This is a genomic window from Pedobacter sp. KH_004, assembly GCF_057840755.1.
The window spans coordinates 1,490,888-1,512,495 of the sequence record NZ_CM174519.1 but is presented as its reverse complement, the minus strand read 5'-3'; the positions used below and the strand labels follow the sequence as shown (position 1 = coordinate 1,512,495).

General features: G+C 39.6%; 11 protein-coding genes. All 11 read right to left on the bottom strand.

All coding sequences use genetic code 11. The features are described 5' to 3' along the window. Nucleotides 1-27 precede the first annotated feature (27 nt). The 11 genes from AC3ITD_RS06420 to AC3ITD_RS06370 all read right to left on the bottom strand — a co-directional run bounded on the left by AC3ITD_RS06420 (nucleotide 28) and on the right by AC3ITD_RS06370 (nucleotide 21,606). Nucleotides 28-2,766, bottom strand: coding sequence for an alpha-L-rhamnosidase (locus AC3ITD_RS06420; RefSeq protein ID WP_489365055.1), 2,739 nt, complete (start codon nucleotides 2,764-2,766; stop codon nucleotides 28-30). A 116-nt stretch (nucleotides 2,767-2,882) separates the two neighbouring features. Next, nucleotides 2,883-5,660: a glycoside hydrolase family 2 protein gene (locus tag AC3ITD_RS06415; RefSeq protein WP_489365053.1), complete on the bottom strand. Its 2,778-nt coding sequence runs from the start codon at nucleotides 5,658-5,660 to the stop codon at nucleotides 2,883-2,885. Beyond that, a complete protein-coding gene (locus AC3ITD_RS06410) occupies nucleotides 5,660-7,240 on the bottom strand; it encodes a sialate O-acetylesterase (protein WP_489365048.1) in 1,581 nt (526 codons plus the stop codon). The genes AC3ITD_RS06415 and AC3ITD_RS06410 overlap by 1 nt, the downstream gene beginning before the upstream one ends. Next, complete coding sequence (locus tag AC3ITD_RS06405) at nucleotides 7,218-9,047, bottom strand: six-hairpin glycosidase (protein WP_489365046.1); 1,830 nt, start codon at nucleotides 9,045-9,047, stop codon at nucleotides 7,218-7,220. The genes AC3ITD_RS06410 and AC3ITD_RS06405 overlap by 23 nt, the downstream gene beginning before the upstream one ends. Nucleotides 9,048-9,210: 163 nt before the next feature. Continuing rightward, the gene (locus AC3ITD_RS06400; RefSeq protein WP_489365044.1) at nucleotides 9,211-10,137 is read right to left on the bottom strand and encodes a glycoside hydrolase family 43 protein; all 927 of its coding nucleotides are present in this window, start codon (nucleotides 10,135-10,137) and stop codon (nucleotides 9,211-9,213) included. Between the two features lie 173 nt (nucleotides 10,138-10,310). Next, nucleotides 10,311-11,711 carry a glycoside hydrolase family 140 protein gene (locus tag AC3ITD_RS06395; protein WP_489365042.1) on the bottom strand — a complete coding sequence of 467 codons (1,401 nt, stop codon included), beginning with the start codon at nucleotides 11,709-11,711 and terminating at the stop codon, nucleotides 10,311-10,313. Between the two features lie 3 nt (nucleotides 11,712-11,714). After that, complete coding sequence (locus AC3ITD_RS06390) at nucleotides 11,715-14,867, bottom strand: DUF6298 domain-containing protein (protein WP_489365040.1); 3,153 nt, start codon at nucleotides 14,865-14,867, stop codon at nucleotides 11,715-11,717. A gap of 163 nt (nucleotides 14,868-15,030) precedes the next feature. Beyond that, entirely contained in the window at nucleotides 15,031-16,662 is a 1,632-nt protein-coding gene (locus tag AC3ITD_RS06385) for a pectate lyase family protein (RefSeq protein WP_489365038.1), read from the bottom strand. Between the two features lies 1 nt (nucleotide 16,663). Next, nucleotides 16,664-18,319 (bottom strand): pectate lyase family protein, encoded by a 1,656-nt coding sequence (locus AC3ITD_RS06380; protein WP_489365036.1) that lies wholly within the window; start codon nucleotides 18,317-18,319, stop codon nucleotides 16,664-16,666. A gap of 369 nt (nucleotides 18,320-18,688) precedes the next feature. Continuing rightward, nucleotides 18,689-19,675, bottom strand: coding sequence for a hypothetical protein (locus AC3ITD_RS06375; protein ID WP_489365034.1), 987 nt, complete (start codon nucleotides 19,673-19,675; stop codon nucleotides 18,689-18,691). 47 nt (nucleotides 19,676-19,722) lie between these two features. Continuing rightward, nucleotides 19,723-21,606 carry a RagB/SusD family nutrient uptake outer membrane protein gene (locus tag AC3ITD_RS06370; RefSeq protein ID WP_489365032.1) on the bottom strand — a complete coding sequence of 628 codons (1,884 nt, stop codon included), beginning with the start codon at nucleotides 21,604-21,606 and terminating at the stop codon, nucleotides 19,723-19,725. Nucleotides 21,607-21,608: the final 2 nt, after the last annotated feature.

Genomic DNA, 21,608 nt, shown 5'->3' with positions numbered 1-21,608 from the left:
CATTCCCTTTTCCCTATTCCCCATCTCCTACTTCCCATCCGCTACAAATTCATAGTCACCCGAACCTATCTCATAAATCGCCCGGTTATTCTCCATTTTAACAAATTTCAAATCTTTTATTGATCTGATCTTTTCCGAAACCTCGCTTTTGCTTTTTGCAGGAATATAAACCATTGCCGTTGTATTTGGCGGAACGCTTAAACTCCAGGTAAAGGTGTTTCCTGTTTTATTATAATTGCTTTTGATCATGCCATAAATTGAATTATAACTGGCATTTACAGTGTTGAGCCCTTCAATCATTTCAGGCTTCATCGTGATCTGTTTAAAAGCAGCACTTTCAGTTTTAATCCCTGCAAGGTTTTCATAATACCAAATCAGTAAATCGCCAAGCATCATCACATGGTTTTGCGAATTCATTTTCGGATCTGCGGTATTACCATTCCATAATTCCCAAATGGTAGTGGCACCATTTTCGACCATGTAACCCCAACTTGGATAGCTTTTTTGGGTAGCAACGGTATAGGCGAGATCTGGTCTGCCATAGTCATTCAAACAACGCATTAACCATTGAATCCCCACCAAACCATTACTTAAATGCCCTTTATTGGTCACTTCAACAGTGTGGGTGATATTTCTAAAAACAGTCTCTACCTTATCTTTCGGAACCATGCCAAAGTAAAGCGGAATAATATTATCGGTCAAAGCATTTGTAGCATAATATCCTTGCTGATTATAATACTTTTCATTGAAAGCATTTTTGATCTTCTCTCCCAAAACTTCGTAGGTTTTTACATCGTCCTCCTTACCAATTGCTTTTCCAAATTGTATCATCAGGTTTGTAAAGTGGTAATAATATGCTGTTGAAATCAATTCAGAAGGATATTTTTTATCAGCACTTTTGCCTCGCCCAAATTCAATTGTAATGGGCGGCATACACCAATCGCCATAACTATCTTTAGTTAAAATATAATCTTTCATGTAGCGATCTTGCATATAAGAAAGCCATTTTTTCATCGCCGGATAATTATCGCGAACAGAAGATACGTCGCCGGTTTGCTTGTAAAGCATCTCTGTTACCAGAAGCATTGCCCCTGGCCAAGTCATGTTATCGCTGTAATAACGCCAGAAAGCAGGCGCAACATCAGGAATTGCACCATCTTCTTTTTGCGAATTTCTAATATCCTGTAACCATTTAGCATAAAACCTGCCATTATCAAACAAGAAATTCTCACCATAAGCTACTGCGCCTCTATCGCCCAACCATGGCATACGCTCGTTGCGTTGCGGACAATCAACCGGAATGCCCTTATAGCTTCCTGCAATTCCCCACCAGGCATTTTTGAATATCTGATTGGTTAAGACATTCGAAGTTTCAAAAGTTCCAACAGTTTTCATATTGTCGTAAACCATTTTACCAACAAAATCATTCACTGATGGTTGGTAACTATATCCCGAAAGTTCTACAAACCTAAAGCCCCTGTAAGTGAACGTGGGCTCCCAGGTTTCGGTTTCCCCACCTTTCAAAGTGTACAAATCTGTACATTTCGCATTGCGAAGATTGGCCGTAAAGAGTTCTCCGTTGTCTTGCAACGACTCAGCAAAACGCATTTTGATTTGCTTCCCTTTTAATCCTCTAACCTTTATTTGCAACCAACCAACCATGTTTTGCCCCATATCAAGAATATATCTTCCACCAGAAAGTTTCGAAATTGAAACCGGCTTCAAGGTATTCATCACCTTCATATTCTCATTCATTTGAGCCTCAATCACTCCGCTAGGTTCCTGCACAAATTCCGCTTTCAGCCACTTGCTATCATCAAAACCCACTGTATTCCAACCAGCTGCTTCTTTGGTCGCATCATATTCTTCACCGTCGTATTCGTTATTCGTTCTAATAGGGCCATCGGCAGTACCTTTCCAGCTATTATCAGTATCAATATTTGCCGTGCTCCCGTCTGTATAAACAATGTTGATATTCATCAGCATCTTCGGGAAACCAAATGTTTTTATTTTATAAGGCTTTTCATTCTGGCGCATGGCGAAAAAACGTCCGTTACCCAATATCGCACCAACAGCGTTTTTCCCGTTTTTGATGTAACTGGTTACATCGTAAGTGTTGTACTTTACATTCTTGGTGTAATCAGTTGGGGATGGCGATAGAACGTCGTTTCCCACTTTTTTTCCGTTGATAAAAAGCTCGTACAAGCCCAAACCAATGATAGATGCAGTGGCGCTTTTAACCTGCTTAGTATTTTGAAATTCCTTTCTAAAATATCTTGCCGAGAGGCGTGAGTCAGTCTTGATATTATCCCAGGCAAATGCCCTGTCGAAACCGATCCAACCTTTTGGCCAATCTTTGTAGTACAGCAGGCCCATAGAAAAATAATTTGGTGTAGACCACTCGCTTTGACCCGCGCTTGTCCAAACTTTTACCTTCCAAAATGCCTTTGCTCTACTTTTTAATGGCTTTCCATTGTAGCTTATATGAATTGATTCTGCCGTATTAACTTTTTGCGAATCCCATAAATCGCCTTCATTTACACTTAGTTTTTCTGCAGTTGATGAAACCAATATTTGATAAGCGGTCTGCATTACATTTCGGTCTTTTGAAATAATATGCCATGCAAAACGAGGTTTTTGAACATCGATTCCAAGTGGATTTTCGAGCATTTCGCAGGTTGTATTCTGCAAAGAAACTTGCGCCACCACTTTTGTTAATGGTAGTAACCAAATACTTATTATCGCTATGTAGATGTTAATGTTCATTTATATTTAATTAGGAGAATAGAGAGTAGGAAATTGATATAAATTTAACGCCTATTTGCAATTCTCCACTGACCATTGATTATCTTATCTATTCTCTATTGTCAATTCCCTAAATCCTATTTCCCTGAGAAATCAAAATACAAAGTCATATCCAATGCCCTACTCTGGTCCTTATCAAAATCATAAAACACATGTTTCATTCCCATTGGTCCGGTGGTTTCTGGTTTCTGTGTTTTGGTTCCTATTGCCGAGATTCCGTTCATAAAAGAAATATCGCCGTTTGGAAATGTCGGGCTCATATTATCCCACTCGGTATCTTTCGATTTCTTTGGTGTAAATAACCTTAAAAATACGTCTTCTCTATCCGTTACGACTTTAAAAGATTGTTGTTTTCCAACAAATTCACACCAATACATATTGGAATAATAACCTTTAAATTCAGGATATTGCCAGCTTGGTTCGCCAGTTGCCGAATCGTTATAATCCTTTTTCCAGATGCCAAACTGCTGTCCTTTCATCCTGTTTTTCCAAACTCGGTAAGGCCCATTGCCTTTATATTCTACACTTTTCATCTCCGTTTCAGGATACGAAAAATTTAATCCAACAAATGTGGTAAAATAGGCCGAGGGAAAATATTTAACCTCCATTTTTAACCATCCAGAAGGATAAATTGTCCACTGTAAAGTATTCCAGCTTTCTTTCTTATCGAATTTAGATGAAATTACCAGATTTTGACCATCCATTTTAGTGGTAAAATTTTTGAAGTTGTTTTCAGCTTCCTGTAATACAGGCCCGTTTGTAAACGGAATTACCCCATTTGAATTTTTAGCTTGTTGCAATAATCCTGTTGTTTTATTGAATATGAAGTCAATACCATTTGCCGACACCTGATACGATTTCGCATCTTCCTTTAAAATTATTTTCGATGGCCCAGTGGTTACCACTATTTTATCTGCGTCAGCTTTTGGCAAGGTAATCGGGAAACTCCAGGTAAATAATTCTTTGCCATAAACATCCTTTATGGTGAGGTAAAGCGCATCAAAACTTCTCCAATCTGCAGGAAGATTGATTTGCAATTTTCCTTTTTCAAAAGGTTTAATGTTTGGCGCATCTGCTTTACCGGCCTTAAATTCAGCATCAGCTCCACCAGACTTCAGCATTCTCAATTTCCATTCGTAAGTACATTGATTAAGGTTCGTAAACGCATAACGGTTCTCCAATAAAAAGGAGCCATCAAAACCAGCGGTCATCTCTCTTTTCTCGACAAAAACAGGACTCCAAACTTCCTTAATTGTAAAGAAGCTGCCCTCCTTTTCATGGTAAGGACCCACAATACCATCGGGGCCGTGATTTCCATCCGTATCCAGTTCCCCGTTTTTATCAGTACGAACAACGGCCTGGTCGGCAAAATCCCAAAGAAAACCTCCTGCTGAAAGCGGGTTGTTCCACATCGCGTTCCAATAATCTTCTATCCCAGCACCATGTCCTCCATCCCACATACCATGCAAAAATTCTGTTGGCATTAAAATATTATGCCCATGATCATAATTTCCTATTCCGTAATTGAATTCACGGTAATGTGTGGTTTCAAATCCATTAAAAACTTCCCATGGATGAATCAACGGCCGCTTCTGAATATCTTCTTCAGCAAAAAGATGATCAAGTTCGCGGTTATGTCCACCCTCGTTTCCATTTGCCCAGAATATAATTGATGGATGATTTTCATCGTTCAGCATCATTTCTTTCATCAATTTTGTGCCTGTTGGCGTGTCGTAAGTACCGTGCCAGCCAGCTAGTTCATCCATCACAAATAAACCGAGCGAATCGCAAACCTCTAAAAAGTGGCCATCTGGAGGATAATGCGACATGCGTACTGCATTCATGTTCATTTCTTTCATGAGCTCAACATCAGCAATGCTGATTTTTTTACTTGTTGTTCTGCCCGATGTTGGATAAAATGAATGCCTGTTTACTCCTTTAAATTTTATTTTAACTCCATTTACATAAACGCCATCACGCTCTTTCACTTCGACTGTTCTAAAACCAATTTTTTTAGAAAGCTGATGGATGATTTTCCCTTTTTTAATGAGCGAAAAGGTGGCAGTATAAAGATTTGGAAATTCTGAGGACCAAAGTTCTGGCTGAGAAAACTGCTGGTTTAACGTCAATTTTTGAGTTCCTTTTTTAACTGCCGTTGTAAATCTGTCACCAAAACGTTTCCCATCTTTAGTAAAAACCTCTACTTCAACCTTGTCGGCATCACCAGTGAAGGCCATTTGAGCGTTTAAGTTTCCATCGGCTTTAGCATCGATTTGTATTCTGTCAAAATGTGTTTGTGGCAAAGCTTCGAGGTAAACAGGCCTGAAAATCCCGCCAAAAATCCAGAAATCGGCTTTACGCTCTGCTTCGTTTACTGATTTATTTGCCGAATGTTTTGAAACCTTTACTTCCAGTAAATTCTCACCATCAAGTTTAACCAGGTTGGAAATATTATATCTAAACACATAAAAGGATCCCTGGTGCACAGTTCCGGCTAATTTTCCGTTTATTTTGACTTCGGTATCCGTCATCGAACCCTCAAAGACAATATTGATTTGCTGACTCTTCCAGTTGCCCGGAACTTTAAATTTATACTTGTAAAGGCCTTCTTCCTTTCCTTTGTTTTCCTCTTTGTTAAAGCCGTAGTTATATTTACCGAAACCCTGTAATTCCCAATTGGATGGCATCGGAATGGTTGTCCACTTACCCGAATTTGCACCAGCAGTACAGAAAAAATCCCAGTTCACAGTATCATCATTTCCCGTTCCAGAAAGATATGATTTTTCCGTTTGCTGCGCACTTGCAACACCAAACAACATAATCGAACAAAAGAAAAGTATAAATCTAAGTTTCATTAATTGGTTTTAAATTGACTGGTTAAAGGATTATCAGTTCTGAAAGGTAGTGCAGGTAAACCATTACTATATAAGTTACCAGTAGGGTTTTCTGTCCAATTGTAACGCACTGCTTTTGGATTAGGAACTTCATTCGAAGAAACGATCACTTTTCCTTCTCTAATGTTAGCTTTGGCTGCAACAAATTTTCCATCACTGCCTGCGATAGTAAAACCAGTGATAATGTTACCTGCAATCGGTCTTAAATAATCGAAATCCATAATAGCCATATTGTTTTTAAAAGCAATGGTTTTATAAACCGGACCGGAAAACTCTATTTTCTGATTGTATGTTTTGCCTAATGCTAAGAGTGCCAAGCGCCTTCCCACCTCCCATTTGTAGGTAGGATGCAAATCTGCTCCGTTGTCATTTAAATCGGATGTTGCAATTATACCTGTATTTGGCAAACGTAAAACTTGCTGTTGAGCCTCCCAAAAATTAGGTTCCGTATCTGGCGTGAGCACAACTTTATCGCTTTTTTGCTTGCTGTAATCGTAAGGTGCAATTTGAACGTAGTAAAATGGCACTTGTTCCCCCCAGGCCTTTCGCCATAAGTTAACCAATGTTTTAAGCTTGTAGGAATAACCAATGGTTTCATTTAAAAAGCAGTTGGTTTCTCCCTGGTACCACAAAAAACCGCGGACTTTAAACTTGGTTAGTGGCTCAATCATTGGTGTATAAAACTTGCCGGGGTCGTTGCTTACCTTTTGATTTTTGAAATATTCCTCCTGCGCAAAAGCCTCCGGAGAAACCCAGGGTTCAATGGCACTGCCAGAAACAGCAGAAGAAATCATTCCAACCGGAATACCCAATTTCTCTTGGATTTCTTTCGCGAAAAAATAACCTACAGCCGAAAATGCCCTTAAAGCAGAATCTTCTGCAACGGCCCAACTTTTATGAATAGAATCGGGTTTTGCCAACTGCTTGCGGTTGACCAGGAAAATCCTGATCTGTTGATTCTTGGCCTTTTCTACCGCATCTGCAGGAAAACGCAGTTTCTCATTTTTTGGTTTAAGAATTTTCGCCAGTTTACGCATTTGATATTCCATGTTCGATTGACCGGAACATAGCCAAACTTCACCGACTAAAATATTCGTCAATTCAATTTTGTTAGTGCCTGAAATCGTCATCGTCTGAGGCTGTGCAGAAGTTTTTAATGGTGATAATAACACAGACCAATTGCCATTTTTATCCGTTATGGCTTGCGTTCTTTGTCCTGCAAAAGTAACCTCTACTTTTTCATCAGGTGAAGCAAATCCCCAGATGTTAATGGGCTTATCTCGCTGCAGAACCATATTACTCGATAAAATTTGCGGCAAAAGAATTTTGGCGTTGGCAGAAAAAGAAAGTACAAGGAGAACTAATGTCAAGAAAGATTGCTTCGTTCCTCGCAATGACGGTGAGGCGGTCGTCATTGCCAAGCCGGGCTGGTGCGAGCTGAAGCAATCTGATTGATCTAATGAAATTGCTTTGTCGTGCCTCCTCGCGATGAGGATGTGTTTATCAATATTCCCCATCCTAAAACCCTTCCGTTTTGACATATTTAATCAAATAAACAGCTTCTTTCTTCTCAGATTCTCCTGCATTTTTCAAATCGTAAGTCTGATCGGCAGGTGTATCCACGTTTGGAAAGCGACGAACATCTCCAGTTCGGAAAACAATACGAGAAACATCAGCCACAGGCTGAAAAGCTAAACTTAGTGAAGTTTCTTTTCCATTAACGGTAAGCGAATAGAACCTGGTGTGTGCATCTAACTTCAATTTGATATCGTAACTTTTTCCAGCCTCATACTTCATGAAATTTTTGTACCGGGCGCCAGCTTTTCCACTCAAATTTCCAGCGGTATCAAATGTCAAACGAACACTTGCTGTTCCTTTTGCATCCTGTAATTCGATCTCTAAAAGACCAAAATAATTTTGCTTTGGTGTAACTGAAAATGAAGTAATTATTTTTTTAGATACAGGAAATAAACGCTCGGCTTTTGCATAATCAAAGGGATCTTTATCTCTTAAAACCAAAGCACCATTTTCAACTTTTACAGGTGCCCAAAGCGGACTGTAAATATTCCAATTTTCTAGTGCTTTTTCTTTAGAAAGTTTATCGAAATCATCGTTAACATGTTGCGTAGCTTTATCATTAACAGGTAAAGGAACTGATGAAACCCAGATATCTTCCTTGTTCATGCTGTAGGTTACCCATAATTTTCCATCGGCGGGTTTTCCATTTCCTTCGATAATACCACGAACATACTGCGGACCATAAGATTTGTAGTTTCCACCATACCGCATCGGGGTAATTTCGCCATTTATCAACAGCAAATTGGTATAATCCAAACCATTTTTGCTGGTTGATATGGCTAGAGGCCACCGGTATTCCGAGGGATTATAAACTGTTGCGTAGTTGCCATCAGCAGTTTTTTGACCCCAAATTTTGGCGTTACTGTTTACAAAACCTGGAGCACGAAAAGCACTCTCAGGCCAGCTTTTCCCATTATCAGTGCTGATTGCCGTTAAAGCATTTTTCCATAAACCAACCACTCTTCCATCAGGCAAATGGTAATAACTGAAAGCTTTATATTGCTTTTGCAAAGTAATAAGCGGATCTTTTCTGTCGGCTTCTTCATTCCATTGTTGCGTCATTAGTTTGTTCGCTAACAATTCATTACAAGCAGAAACGAATGCTTTATTTTTGCTTTTTGTAAAGTATGGATACTTGGTGTTTTTCTCTGTGTAACCAGGATTGTAGTGAATAAAATAAATGGGACCATACTTTCCATCAGCTTGAATTTCGCGAACTGCTCTACCAATTCCATGGCCATCGTTAGGGTCGTCTTTAGCATCAAAACTGATTGCATAAAAACCTAAAACCAGAAATACATTTTTAGTGGAAACGTAAAAACCCATGCGCTGATGCATTACCGCATCTAAATCTTTAGCCACATCGGTTCTGCCTTCTTTAGTGGTACCATCTGCAATTCTATAAATAGGAAAAATCACATCAGGTTTAGTCCAAGTATAACCATCTGGTGAGGATTGCAATAGAGTTTGCCCTGGCGGAATACTTTCGCCAACCTTATCACTTAGATATTCTACGTAAAATTTATTGTTCCAATAGGCCAACATTGGTGCATGGTTATAGGTCCAGCCAAAGTTTTCAGCTAATTCCGGGTGTTCTCTATTCGCTCTAAAAGTTTGAATATTATGAACCCCCATAACCGGCGAAAGTTGTCCATGATGATAATCTGCGTTCACTAAAGTCTTCCCGGTGTAGCGTACTGTATCCTGTGCTTGCGATGTTGATGATGCAAGTGCAAGTGATAAGATGATATATAGCCTATTCAATTTCATTCTTCTTTTATTTTGCCGTCATTGCGAGTTTCCGATTTGTCATCGAAACGAAACAATCTTACAACGGAGGTTTTCTCATTTCATGCCAACGCTTTAGGATTGCTTCGTACCTCGCAAAGACGAATTTTATTTTCGGCTGGTGAGACACCAACCGAAAGTCCTTTTATTTCTTCAATCCTTCAATCACTTTCCTTTTTACTTTAATAATGGTTCCGTGTTTATGTCCTTCTGGTACCGACACCTCCGAAGTCACATCTTTAAAGTTTTTAAAATCTGATGTTTTGTAAGCTGAATAAATTTTTTGGCCATAAGCATCAAAATAAATCAACCAATCGTTTTTCACTTTAACCACAGTTGGCCCTTCAGTTAGCTTAGGACTGAAAGTTTCTGAAACATCTTTATAAGGACCTAAAGCATCCTGCCCAAAAGCTACCTTTAAATTTCTGTTCGGACGAGTATTATCCTTCAACACTAAAACATAATCGTTTACCGTCCGTTTCACAATTACCGCATCAATTACACTAAAACCAGGATCTAAAAACAATTTAGGTTTTGAGAAATTGATAAAGTCTTTGGTGGTAATACTGTACATCCGGTGATTATTCTCTTCTTCTTCAATACCTTTAGAAAAACGGAATGGAATGGTTGATGCCCAGATCATTACGAATTCAGCTTTCTCCTTATCATAAAAAATTTCTGGTGCCCAAACGTTTACCGTTTTAGGTTCACTTTCCATTACCGGAAGAAATTTCTGCTCGCTCCAGGTAATCAAATCCTTTGAGCTGGCATAACCAAACCCTTCGTCGCCTTTCCAGCTGCATGTCCACACTAAATGAAAAGTTCCATCTGGTCCTTGTGCAATGGATGGGTCGCGTAAAACTTTCTGTGTACCAACTTCCGGTTTTAAGAAAGTTTTATTTAAATCTGTCCAATGATAAGCGTCATAACTGTATAAAAAGCGTAATCCATCAGTTGCTGGTTCATGGAACGACGTAAATAGATACCCTTGTTTTGAACAAGATGTTAATCCGCACAACGACAGTCCGATGATGGCTAAACGTAATGTTGATATGAACTTTGCTTTAAACATTTATTATTTTTTATTTTAACTCTGTCTTTCCCGCGTAGGCGGGAATCTTAATGCAATAGCCAAGTAATGGTTGCAATCGCTTTAAGATTCCCAACTAAATTGGGAATGACGACCGCTCTAACAAACCATTTAAGGCTTTGCCTTGAACCTCGCACCAGCGACAAACCAAATTTTTAAACCTTATCCAAAACCAAAACCCAGTCATTACCATTTGCAGGTTCTCCTGGCGGATTGAATTCTTTTGTTCCCTTATTCTCAAACTCACCAATTGTTGTGAATTTTCCTGTCCGTGGATCGTACCAAGAAGCCTTCACCTCATCACCATCTATTTTGCCAAGCTGCACACCAAAAGTCTTACCGGTATAGGTGTAAAACATCGCGAATTCCTCTCCTCGTGTGGCTAAAACTTTATCATATCGTTCTCCATTGGTTCCTGCAACCATCGTTTGATCAGGTACCCGATCAAAGTAAGAACGTGATAACATTAAGTCTTTCAAAAATTTCATTTGCTGCGCTCCCGGAGCGTTTATTGCAGTAATCCATTGATCTTTCGGACCGTATGCTGGTTTCAAATCGGTTTTTTTGTACATCTGCATTACTGAATTGTGACCATATGTGTAGCCGAAGGCTCCAGCAAAAACCGACCAATAGCCATATCTTCTTACATCAGCATCGTTCCAGCGTGGCTGTGTAACATCATGCAATCCTTGCGGAATATCTTCGTATGACGGTTCACCATCAATGGTAGGTTTTGCTGGCTTCAGTTTATAATCGCTTGCAATGTATCTCCAGTTATCTTCCCCGTAGTGTAATTTTTCTTTTGCTGAGGTATCTTGCTCATAACGGCGGTGACCAGATTGAATCATGTCAAAATCATTCCATTTTGCATCGTGAAACCATCCCGAAGAGGCCGTTCTGCCCCTTGGGTGAAAAGTGATCAAATGATTTGGATCATTTGCTCGCAGCGCTTCCCCAATCGCATTCCAAACCTTTAAACCGTCAGTTCCTTTAATATCACCACCATTTAACCAGATAATATTCCACTTATCTCGATATCTTTTTGCGAGGAATTCAGCATACTTTTTTGCCTGAGCCTCATTTACTTTTCTCTCTTTCACATTTGTTCCCCAAACTGGAACAAGGGCCATGTAAAGTCCTTTTTCGGCAGCCTTGTCAACTACATAATCAATATGATCCCAATAATCATAAGCAGCAGAATCCTTGTAATCGTTTTTGTCGGTTAACACTGGTTTGGAAACATCCTTGTTCAGCAGAGCTGAATCACCGTAGATATTTTTTGCCGCAACATCATGCAAAACCATCACCTGAATTACATTAAAGCCCTTTTGTTTTCTGTCTTCGAGATAAGTATTGGTTTCTTCGCGATTTAAGCGGCTAAATAATAACCAACCCGTATCGCCTAACCAAAAGAATGGTTTCCCATCTCCGGTAGAAAAATATCTTCCATTTTCAGAAATCAGTAGACTTTTATCACCAAAATGTGGTTTATCCTTGCATCCAAATGCTAGGATTGATACTAAGAAAACCAGAGATAGTTTAAATTTTAAATTCATGTATTAAATTTTATTGATGATGATTACTTCATCGCCCGCTCCGACCTTACTTAGTTTTACATTTGCTCCTGCGTTTATTTTTTCTTCTTTCAGGATCTTACCATTTCGAGTATTTAAAACTTTCATACTAAACTTCCCAGCCACTTTACTGAGGTCGAGATTGATTGATTCGCCAGATGCATTGTACAAAATGTAGGCTTTGCCTGTATTTCCCAAGCCATATTGCCCGGCAGACTTCCCGGCAGGAAGAAATGCTTTCATGGAGGAAGCAGTGCTTAAGAAATTTTTATCAAACCCTTGAATATTGGAAAGTGAACCGCCAGCCATGAAAGTAGCCCAACCAAAAGAATCGTAATTATCACCCGAATAGATAACAGCTTTCGCTGGAAACTTTTCCTTGTATTCTGAAACTGCATGGTAAACTTCTTCAAACGAAGTTTTCTTTGGTTTCAACAAACGGGCATGTTGCCTTGGCGCCAAATTAAGGCCGCCTTTAGGTGCATAAGCAGTTCCGTCTGCCTGGTAATGCCAATATCTGATATCGATTAAATCGACAACATCTGCCCTTGCCTTATCGGCCAAGATTGCATCCTGAACATCCTTAGTTACACTTAAACCAATAATAGGGTGCTTACCGGTTTCCTTTTCCCATTCTTTAATGGTGTCAATCCAGAATTGTACAAAATATAGCGGACCGGTAAATTCTGCACCGATAAGTTGAATTACACCAGAGTTTCCATCAAAGTTTTCCAGACATTTTCTGATGTATGCTTTGTGGATCGCTTTGCGATTTTCGTTACTGATATCGTAAAACTGCTCGGCCATAAAAATTCTCTTGTCGCCAGCATAGGGCACAGGCTCTGGGAAACCAGTATGGTTAATGTTGTTGGCCGTACGCCACGGAAAATCAGCGTAGTGCGCACCCGCTTCTATAATATTATGCTGAAAATAATTTTGATGAATCAAGACAAGGCTTTTTTGATCAGCAAGGTTTGCAAAAGTTTTTAGCCTGTTCCAATACCAAAGATTATACTTCGTGATGTCGTACTTACTCAAACCGTCCCAAGCCTTTTCCTGTCCGCTACGGGCGAAAGGCAACTCATAAAATGGAGCCCAAACTTCACCGTCCATCCTGCGAATGCGTTCGTGATCATCTCTCCTTCTATCATACCATAGTCCATAATTATGATCCAAAACTTTTACAGAACCATTTTGCATAGAGTCGGTAATCTCGCTCAAATCATCTGTAAGGCCATTTCCTTCGCGACCAGGAACGAAACGGGTAGCGTGGAATTTAGTTTTCTTCAAACCATACGGGCGGGCACTTCCATTCCACCAGGGTACATCCTGTCGATTGCCCACAACCACTTCGTTACCGCGAACCAGCCAGCCATTTTTGATGGTCATCGCCTCAGCAAGTGTTGGTTGAATTACTTTCTCTACGCCAATTTTTTCAATGCTTTTTGCTTGATTTACGTCGGTAGAAATTTTATTTCTCTCTGTTGCTGAATCGATATATTCGGAAATGGTAAGCGCTGGCTTATAAGCTAACTTGGTTAATTTTTGAGCCACATCAACAGGCGGACTACTCGAGGCCTCGGTTTCTACCGGAAGTAAAAATGTCCTTCCTTCAACTTCATTTCCTAATCTATCTTTAAGCTGCGCATAATACAAACTCCTTGGCTGAATCTGTTCATTCGACATGTCCCAATAACCATTTCCAGAAAACTGTGCCCATGTTCCAAACGCCCAGTTTTGAGCAGTTGGTGGCTGAGGATTATCAACCCTTGCCGCACTGCATTGCCAAAAAACACTGTTAGCTGCAGTCCAGCCAGCGCCCTGCCCGTCTTGACCACGGTTTAAATAACTTAAAGCTTGTCCATCTATGTTTACGATATCAAACAAAACGCCAGATGCCCAACTATCTATGGCACCACTAAAGCTGAAAGGCAGATAGGATTGGCATTGTACAAAAGCATTTGGTCCTGGTGCACAAAAGCCAACGGCAAAATCGTGGTAACCAAATTCAGCATACAATCTTTGAAACAGCGTTTGTTGTCCTGTGGTAAAAAAAGTATTTCTTCTTTCTCCGCCAATCTCTGAAATCGGTGCAAATGATTTGCAATCTTCAACAGTAATGCGTTTTGAGGTTTCTAAAACATTTACCGCTGAGCCGGCGAAGTGTTTAAAAACAACCTTTCGAACCCAGGCATCTTGCGCATTCTCAAGGCAAATAGCCGTCCAGCGATGGTATTCATCTTTAATATTTTCTTTGTGATAATCGGATTCTATCTTTAAATTTTCAACTCCTGCATTGTTGATTCTTCCATTCCAGTCATATTTGGAAACGGTTGCGCCACCAAATTTCGCATCTAATGAAGTGGTAAGCGGCGCATCTAAAGTGATGGTAGAGCCATTTATTGCCATAATTTTTCTATCCCAGCGGATATCTCTTGTCCCGGGTTTCCAGCCCAAAGCACTCTCGCCACCGCCAAACTCAGCGGTTTTTAAGGTTTCAATCCATTCTTTAGTTGATGGACGGTTGATCAGGATCTGATCGCCAACTTTAAAACCATTGATACTAGACAAGGTGAGCTGATTTGCGTTTACAGGAACATAATTATTGGTGATGGCCACTGGATTTTGTTCTGACCGATCATTTTTGCCCAATATTCTAATTACCCCAATCCGATCTAAGCCAGTTGCAAAAATTTCAGTGCCACCAACGCCAAAGCCACTACCACGAAGAACCACACCTGAAGCTGAAATTTTCAGGGTGCCTGCCACCTCGTAAGTTCCTTTTTCGAGTAAAATAGCACCACGCAAGCCATCTTTCCCGATACGTAACTTTGAAACATAATTAATCGCAGATTGAATTCTTATCGTGGCATCTCCCTTCGAAACCGGAACCACTACTTTGATTGTGGCATCTGGAATCGCTTTTTCACCAGCCATGTAACCTGCATAAGAAAAATCTGGAATGCGATTTCCCTCGGCATCAGGAGTGTAGGCCAATTTGCCATCCTTGCCTTTGTAAAGCGGTTTGGGTAGTTCAACTGGTTTTGTTTTTTGAGCAAAAGAAACACTGATCAACAAAAAAAGTAAGGCCAGAATAGACAGTACTTTAGAATAATATATGTGGTTAGTTTTTGGCATTAATGTTATTCTATTTATGCTTATGGTCATTGCGAGGCAGGAAGCAATCATACTACGGTAGCCTTCGCTTTAAGGTTGCTTAGTGCATCGCAATGACGACACGGTCATACATGGTGCTTAGTATTATTTATTTTTCACGTTAAACTTTTCAATTCAACTTCCTTTAAGGCCTTACCTTACTTACATCAACCAAACTATTTAAATATACTTCGATATTGGCATAACCTGATTTCGAAATTTTTGCTGCGTCACTGGCATCCTTGGGGTTCAAACCATTTTTAGTTTCCCAGGCATCTGGAATCCCATCTTTATCCGAATCGAGGTAAGCTTTACCTTTGTATTCAGGATAACCACCAACTTGTCCAATATCAGAAATAATTCCTTTTTTGTATGAATCAGCTGGCAAGCGGCGTTTCACATAATTCTGAGCAGCCGGAAGTTTTCCATCTTCTACATGCTCAATTTTACCTGTTGATACCTGTTTTACAATACGCTTGTCTACCGCATCACGAATAGGTAAAGATGCACCAGCATTTGCTAAAACATACTCATACGCTTTTTTGGTTTCGATGATCGAAATTTTTGCCATTGTAAGTGGTTTGTCAGCACGGATAGAATCTAACAACTTCTGCCTATCACGTTTGCTTTCTGGCTGAACCCCACCATCCCAATTGTTTTTGGTTACTTTTTCATTGCCTTCAACAATATTTCCTATCACGTAAGCCTTGCCAAACTCATTTTTGAACCTGATATCTCTTCCCGATTCTGGCTTCAAAATGCGATAAGAAATTGGCTGACCTGCAGGCGTTATTGGACCTGGTTTATAATAATTGTTCACAAAGCTATAAAATGAAGCATTGTCGCCACCATCGGCACTTCTATTCCACCAGTTAAAAATTAGGTTGTTCGCGAAACCAAAATCACCATACATCCCCACAGAAGGATTTCTTGCAATATTCGAAGCCCAAAGGTTACGCATGAACGTAGAATTTAATCCACCAATTGTACTTCCGAAGGCATGGTTATAAGTGTCTAAGGCTTCAGAAAAGATCGAATTTTGAATGGTTACATTCACCGTTGGAAGTTTTTCTGGTTTAGAACCGTCTTTCGGATCATAAACATGGCGGTAAATAGACATGTTTTCATCTAATCCCCAACTTGCTGAAACGTGATCAATCATGATATTTCCAACAGGATTGCCGCCGATTGCGTCATCTCTACGGGTAACATCTGTAGCACCACGGCGGAAACGCATGTAACGAATCACTACATCGTGCGTATTAATCCAAACCGATTCTCCCGCAATACAAACCCCATCGCCAGGTGCACTTTGACCAGCGATGGTAACGTATGGCGCGCGAATAATCAGTGGTGTTTTTAATTTGATAATTCCTGCAACGTTAAACACAATAATGCGGGCACCACCTTGCTCGCAAGCTTCACGTAAAGTTCCTTTACCTGAATCTTCCAGACTGGTCACTACATAAACTTTTCCACCGCGACCGCCAAATGAGTAGGCTCCTCCACCTTCAGCACCTGGAAAAGCAACCATTTTTGCCTGAGGTAAATCACTTGGTTTCGCAGCCCAAGGAATGTAAGGTTTACCTTGTTTTGCCTCAGCATCAACGATGGGTTTTACTTTTAGAAACTGTCGTTCCGATTGCTCTTCAATACTTTTTAAAAGTGAATCGGCTCTTTTTTCCATTGCTTCGGGGATAACCGGGTACTGCGCAAAAGCAACATTTCCAATACCCCATAACGCAGCAATGCTAAAAATAGAATTCCACTTACGCATATTAGTTAGGTTTTACGGTTGAAACTTTTACAACGCTGTTCAAATAAATTTCGATGTTTGAATAGCCGGTTTTGGAAATTTTTGCAGCGTCAGATGCATCTTTAGGATTTAATCCGTTTTTCAATTCGTATGCATCTGGCATACCATCGTTATCAGCATCTTTGTATGGCGTACCTCTATATTCTGGATAACCGCCCACTTGACTTACATCGGTTATAATACCCATTTTGTAAGAATCTCTTGGTAAACGACGGTGCTCAAAATCCTTCTCTGGTAACTTTACCCCTTCAATAAAATCAATTTTACCAGTTGTAACCTGCTTAAGCACCCGTGTATCCACCGGATCTCTTTTTGGTAAATTAGCACCAACATGCGTAAGAACGTAATCTTTGGCTTGTAAAGTTGGTAAAATGGTAATTTTTGCCATTGGGAAGGGCTTTCTCACCCTCATTGCCGCAAAATAAGGAGAAGCCTGCTCAAATGTCATTAGCTCGCCTTTTTTATCTTCAAGCTGCACACCACCATCCCAGTTATTTTTAGTTACTTTATCATTTCCTTCGATAATATTTCCTTCTACGTAAGCACGACCGAAAACCACATAAGGCAATTTACTACGACCGCTTTCTGGTTTTAGAATCCGGTAGCTGATCGGTTCTTTTAAGTTGGTCACCGGTCCAGGTTTATAATAGTTATTTACGATATTAAATAAAGCAGTGTAATCACCACCATCTGTAGAGCGGTTATTCCAGTTGAAAACGACATTATTCGCGAAATTGAATATTCCATTCCAGCCAATTGATGGATTTCTGGCACCATTATCGGCCCAAAGGTTACGCATAAATGTACAGTTTTCACCGCCTAAGGTACTACCGAAAGCGTGGTTCCAGGTATCTAATGCTTCAGAGAAGATTGAGTTTTGAATGGTGATGTTGACCGTTGCTAATTTATCCTCTATTTTACCTGTACTGTCATTGTACATGTGACGGTACATCGACATATTCTCATCTAAACCCCAACTTGCCGAAACGTGGTCGATCATGATGTTTCCAACAGGATTGCCACCAATCGCATCATCGCGGCGACCCACAAAAGTCTCACCTCTTCTAAAACGCATGAACCGAACAATTACATCGTGTGTATTTAACCACACCGATTCTCCAGCCACACAAACGCCATCACCAGGAGCGGTTTGACCTGCAATAGTAATATAAGGTGCACGAATAATTAACGGCGTTTTTAATCGAATGATACCAGCAACGTTAAAAACAACGATACGGGCTCCCCCTTGTTCACAGGCATCGCGTAACGACCCAGGACCACTGTCATTTAGATTTTTCACTACAATAACTCTTCCACCGCGACCGCCAAAACTGTAAGCGCCGCCACCTTCAGCACCAGGAAAGGCAATGATATCCGATTGAGGCAAGTCAGTTGGACGACCAGCCCAAGGAATATACGGTTTACCTTGCTTAGCTTCCTGCTCTATAATCGATTTTGCTTTTTCCCATGCAATATCCGATTGGCGATAGGCCTCTTTCATCATCGAATCGGATTCTTTTTTTACATTATCAGGAATTTTTGGGTATTGCGCAAAAGCTGAACCAGCTGAGAGAATTAATGCTGATGAAAATAGTAGTTTAAAAAAGTTTTTTTTCATATTGTTTTACTCGTAGGAAAAGCAAAGAATTGAAGCTAATATCTTTAACTGAAAAAATATTAATAACTGTGGCTCATTTCTTTGTCAGTTCAAATAAAAAATTTTGGTTAGAAAGTGTATTAAAATTTAAAGTTAACCGTTAAATGTGGCTGTTTTGTGCAACATTTTGACTTAAAAGTATATCATATTAGCAATACCTGCCGAATATGCATTTAAACCTGCTGTTATAACTTAGCCACGATACAAGGTAGAAATAATTTTCATATATAAATGTAACATTCTTAAATGAAAAAGGAAGCACTCGCTGCTTCCTGTTTTCAAACCAAATATATATAAAATTATGGCGGTGTTTAACCGCCGAGAAAAGTGTTATCGTTGCACTTTTACACTGACGTTGATGAATGGTCTTTTTTGCAAATCTGAAGTAACTGTGTTAATATATATTATTCCATACTTACCTTCCGGCGTAAGAAAATACACGGCATTACCAGGTGCTAGTCCATTTGCTGGAACAGTTTGTGTAGTCTCATCAAAGGTAATTGCTCTTGCTTTAGCTAAAGTTTCTATGGAAGAGCCAGAAATTGCCGTGGTTAGAAATGCATTTGCCTGTCCAGTAACAGGTTGACTAAATTTTGTCGCTTTTTTAGGACTAAAGCTACTAACGTCATACACAGTTAATGGGTTAGTTGCAACATTTAATGAATACAGATTAACGACCCAAGTTGGCGTTTGTGTGGTTGAGTTAGAACCAGGTTTCCTGTAAATACCAAAATCAATTTTTCCAGCATTGGTTGCAGCACTATTATAACTAAAACCCGTTGCATCATTAAGAGAAAAGAAACTTGGTAAAGATTTTCCCACTGTATCTGGTAAATAGATATCTCTATTTGCATAAATCATAAAACTTGGATTTACCTCAACTGTAACCTTTTTATAACCATCACCAATGAAGATTCCTTTCTCATTCAAGGCACAAATGCGATAGCTCTGTTTTCCGTCACGAATTGCAGCAGCTGGAAAGGCGCTATTTGGAAGCTTTATGACTGCTGAAAGATTTCTGCGTTGGGAAGGGTCGCTAATTACGACGGTGTAACGTGTTGCCTCCTTTGTACCTGATGAAACCTCAAAAATGTAAGAGTACATATCTTCTTTCGCAGAGTTAAGTGTGAAATCAATCCATACCTCTTCTTTATCGTTTATTACCTTATAATCGGTAACACAACGTGGATCGCTATTATTGAATGTTATGGTAACATCTTCAAACATGTTAAAGATGTTCTCCGATTCTTTTTTACAAGAGATACAAAGAATCAAACAGAACCAAATGAGTAACTTATTAATATATTTAGTTTTCATTATTTTATTTTTTTAATCAGATCGACTGAAAATTTATACTTCAAATACTAATCAAGGGGATCAAACGTACCACCAGCCCAACCAACTGTCGGAAGAATTTTGTTACCAAAACTCACAAAATCATTGTGGAATGTATAGAAGTAATGAAATTCAGGAACATTGTATGGCAGATAGGTAGTGTTGGTGATTACGACGTTTTTAAAGTACTTGGTATATATGGCTTTGTCATTAACGTTTAGAGTCTCTCTGAACGGAGTTGTTGTTCCTGGAACAGGATCTTCTAATACTTTTTTATCTTTTTGATCTGATCCCGATGGCGGATTTATTAACTGAATTTCCAATTTAGACATATTACCTGTTAACAAATGCATTGTACGAGATCTTCTCAGATCTGAGTTACGTTTGTTCTCGAAAGCGAATTCAATTTGTCTTTCGTTAAGGATTAAGTTACGCAATTGAGAAGTACTTCCAGCCAATCCCAATCCGTAATCTGAATCACCAGCCACTACTCCTGCTCTCATGCGAATCTGTCTTACCAAATCTTTCGCACCTGCGATATTTCCTGTTTCATTTAGACAATCAGCATAATTTAACATGATTTCTGCAAATCTGAGTTCAATCCAATCCATTCCACTACCGCCGCCTATAGAACTGTTATAGACAGAAGCACTTGCTGTTAGAGTTGGTGTAGAAAAACGCTTGACATATACTGCATTTCCATTGCTTTCGCCAACCGCCAGATTATAATTCCATTGTTTTCGATTCGCATTTCCACTTAGTGGATATAGCGATCCATTCGTTGCAAAAGTGGCTTCAAACCTAGGATCTCTATTTTGCCAAAACATGGTTGGATCATAAGGAAAAGCGTTAGAAGTATTTAATGGTTTTCCATCTCTCATTGGATAAGCATCCAACATTTTTGTGGTAGGCATGAAGTATGTATTAGGACTTCCACCTTCAGAGGTTGGCCTTACACGCTGTTCGGTTCCATTTCCTCTATTTGGTACCGTATTAGAATATGTTCTAACCAAAATTGCCTCAGTGTTTGCTGAGCCTTCAACTCGAAAAATGTCTAAATAATTTGTCATTAATTTTTTACCAGCTGAAACACACATGTCATAAGCTTCTTTATTAGCGGTTAAAGCATCTGCCCATCTCGACTCTTGATAAGGGTGTTTTGGATCGTTAGTCGGATTAAATTGAGGACTAGCCCAATACAATAACACTTTAGCTTTCAAACAGGCAGCAATTAACTTCGTCATTTTACCTCTTCCATCAGCATCGCCAGGATTAAAGCCTTCTAATAAAATGATGGCGTTATTTAAATCGCTAAGAATTGCCGCAAAACATTCCTTAGCTGGCCTTCTACCCTCATCATAAACGGTATCAGCTCCTTGGGGTGTTAAAGGTAGCGGAACACCACCATACACTTTAACTAATTCAAAATAAGTGATTGCTCTTAACGCATAATACTGCCCCAATAATTCATTTTTTTTAGGGGTAGCCATTTTACTTCCAGGAAGATTTGCAATAGCATCATTACATCTAGCTATATCCCAGTATTTATTCTGACCAGGATTACCACTATAGTTATTACCAGTATATCTTACATCGTTATTTCCTAAAATCCCTTGCAACCCAAGCGCTGCTTTTGCATTGGCATCTGCATCGGGCAGATAATTTTCATCACTTGCATAATGCACACCGTAACGGTCTGGAGTTAATTGCATCGGAAATTGATACATCGCTACATCATATACCCTGTTCAAGTGCAATTGTACAGAACCATCACTATCCCAGATTGCCTGATCGACACCTCCAGTATCTGGTAATAAGAAAAATTCGTCTTTATTCACACAAGCTGGCAAAAGTGCAGCTAATGTCAAAATAGCTACTGCCTTTTTTATATTGTTTTTTATTTGATTAATCATTG

Excerpts from the sequence above, each read along its gene's own strand:
- AC3ITD_RS06420 (WP_489365055.1), bottom strand. The coding sequence starts at position 2,766 with ATGAACATTAACATCTACATAGCGATAATAAGTATTTGGTTACTACCA.
- AC3ITD_RS06415 (WP_489365053.1), bottom strand. The coding sequence starts at position 5,660 with ATGAAACTTAGATTTATACTTTTCTTTTGTTCGATTATGTTGTTTGGT.
- AC3ITD_RS06410 (WP_489365048.1), bottom strand. The coding sequence starts at position 7,240 with ATGTCAAAACGGAAGGGTTTTAGGATGGGGAATATTGATAAACACATC.
- AC3ITD_RS06405 (WP_489365046.1), bottom strand. The coding sequence starts at position 9,047 with ATGAAATTGAATAGGCTATATATCATCTTATCACTTGCACTTGCATCA.
- AC3ITD_RS06400 (WP_489365044.1), bottom strand. The coding sequence starts at position 10,137 with ATGTTTAAAGCAAAGTTCATATCAACATTACGTTTAGCCATCATCGGA.
- AC3ITD_RS06395 (WP_489365042.1), bottom strand. The coding sequence starts at position 11,711 with ATGAATTTAAAATTTAAACTATCTCTGGTTTTCTTAGTATCAATCCTA.
- AC3ITD_RS06390 (WP_489365040.1), bottom strand. The coding sequence starts at position 14,867 with ATGCCAAAAACTAACCACATATATTATTCTAAAGTACTGTCTATTCTG.
- AC3ITD_RS06385 (WP_489365038.1), bottom strand. The coding sequence starts at position 16,662 with ATGCGTAAGTGGAATTCTATTTTTAGCATTGCTGCGTTATGGGGTATT.
- AC3ITD_RS06380 (WP_489365036.1), bottom strand. The coding sequence starts at position 18,319 with ATGAAAAAAAACTTTTTTAAACTACTATTTTCATCAGCATTAATTCTC.
- AC3ITD_RS06375 (WP_489365034.1), bottom strand. The coding sequence starts at position 19,675 with ATGAAAACTAAATATATTAATAAGTTACTCATTTGGTTCTGTTTGATT.
- AC3ITD_RS06370 (WP_489365032.1), bottom strand. The coding sequence starts at position 21,606 with ATGATTAATCAAATAAAAAACAATATAAAAAAGGCAGTAGCTATTTTG.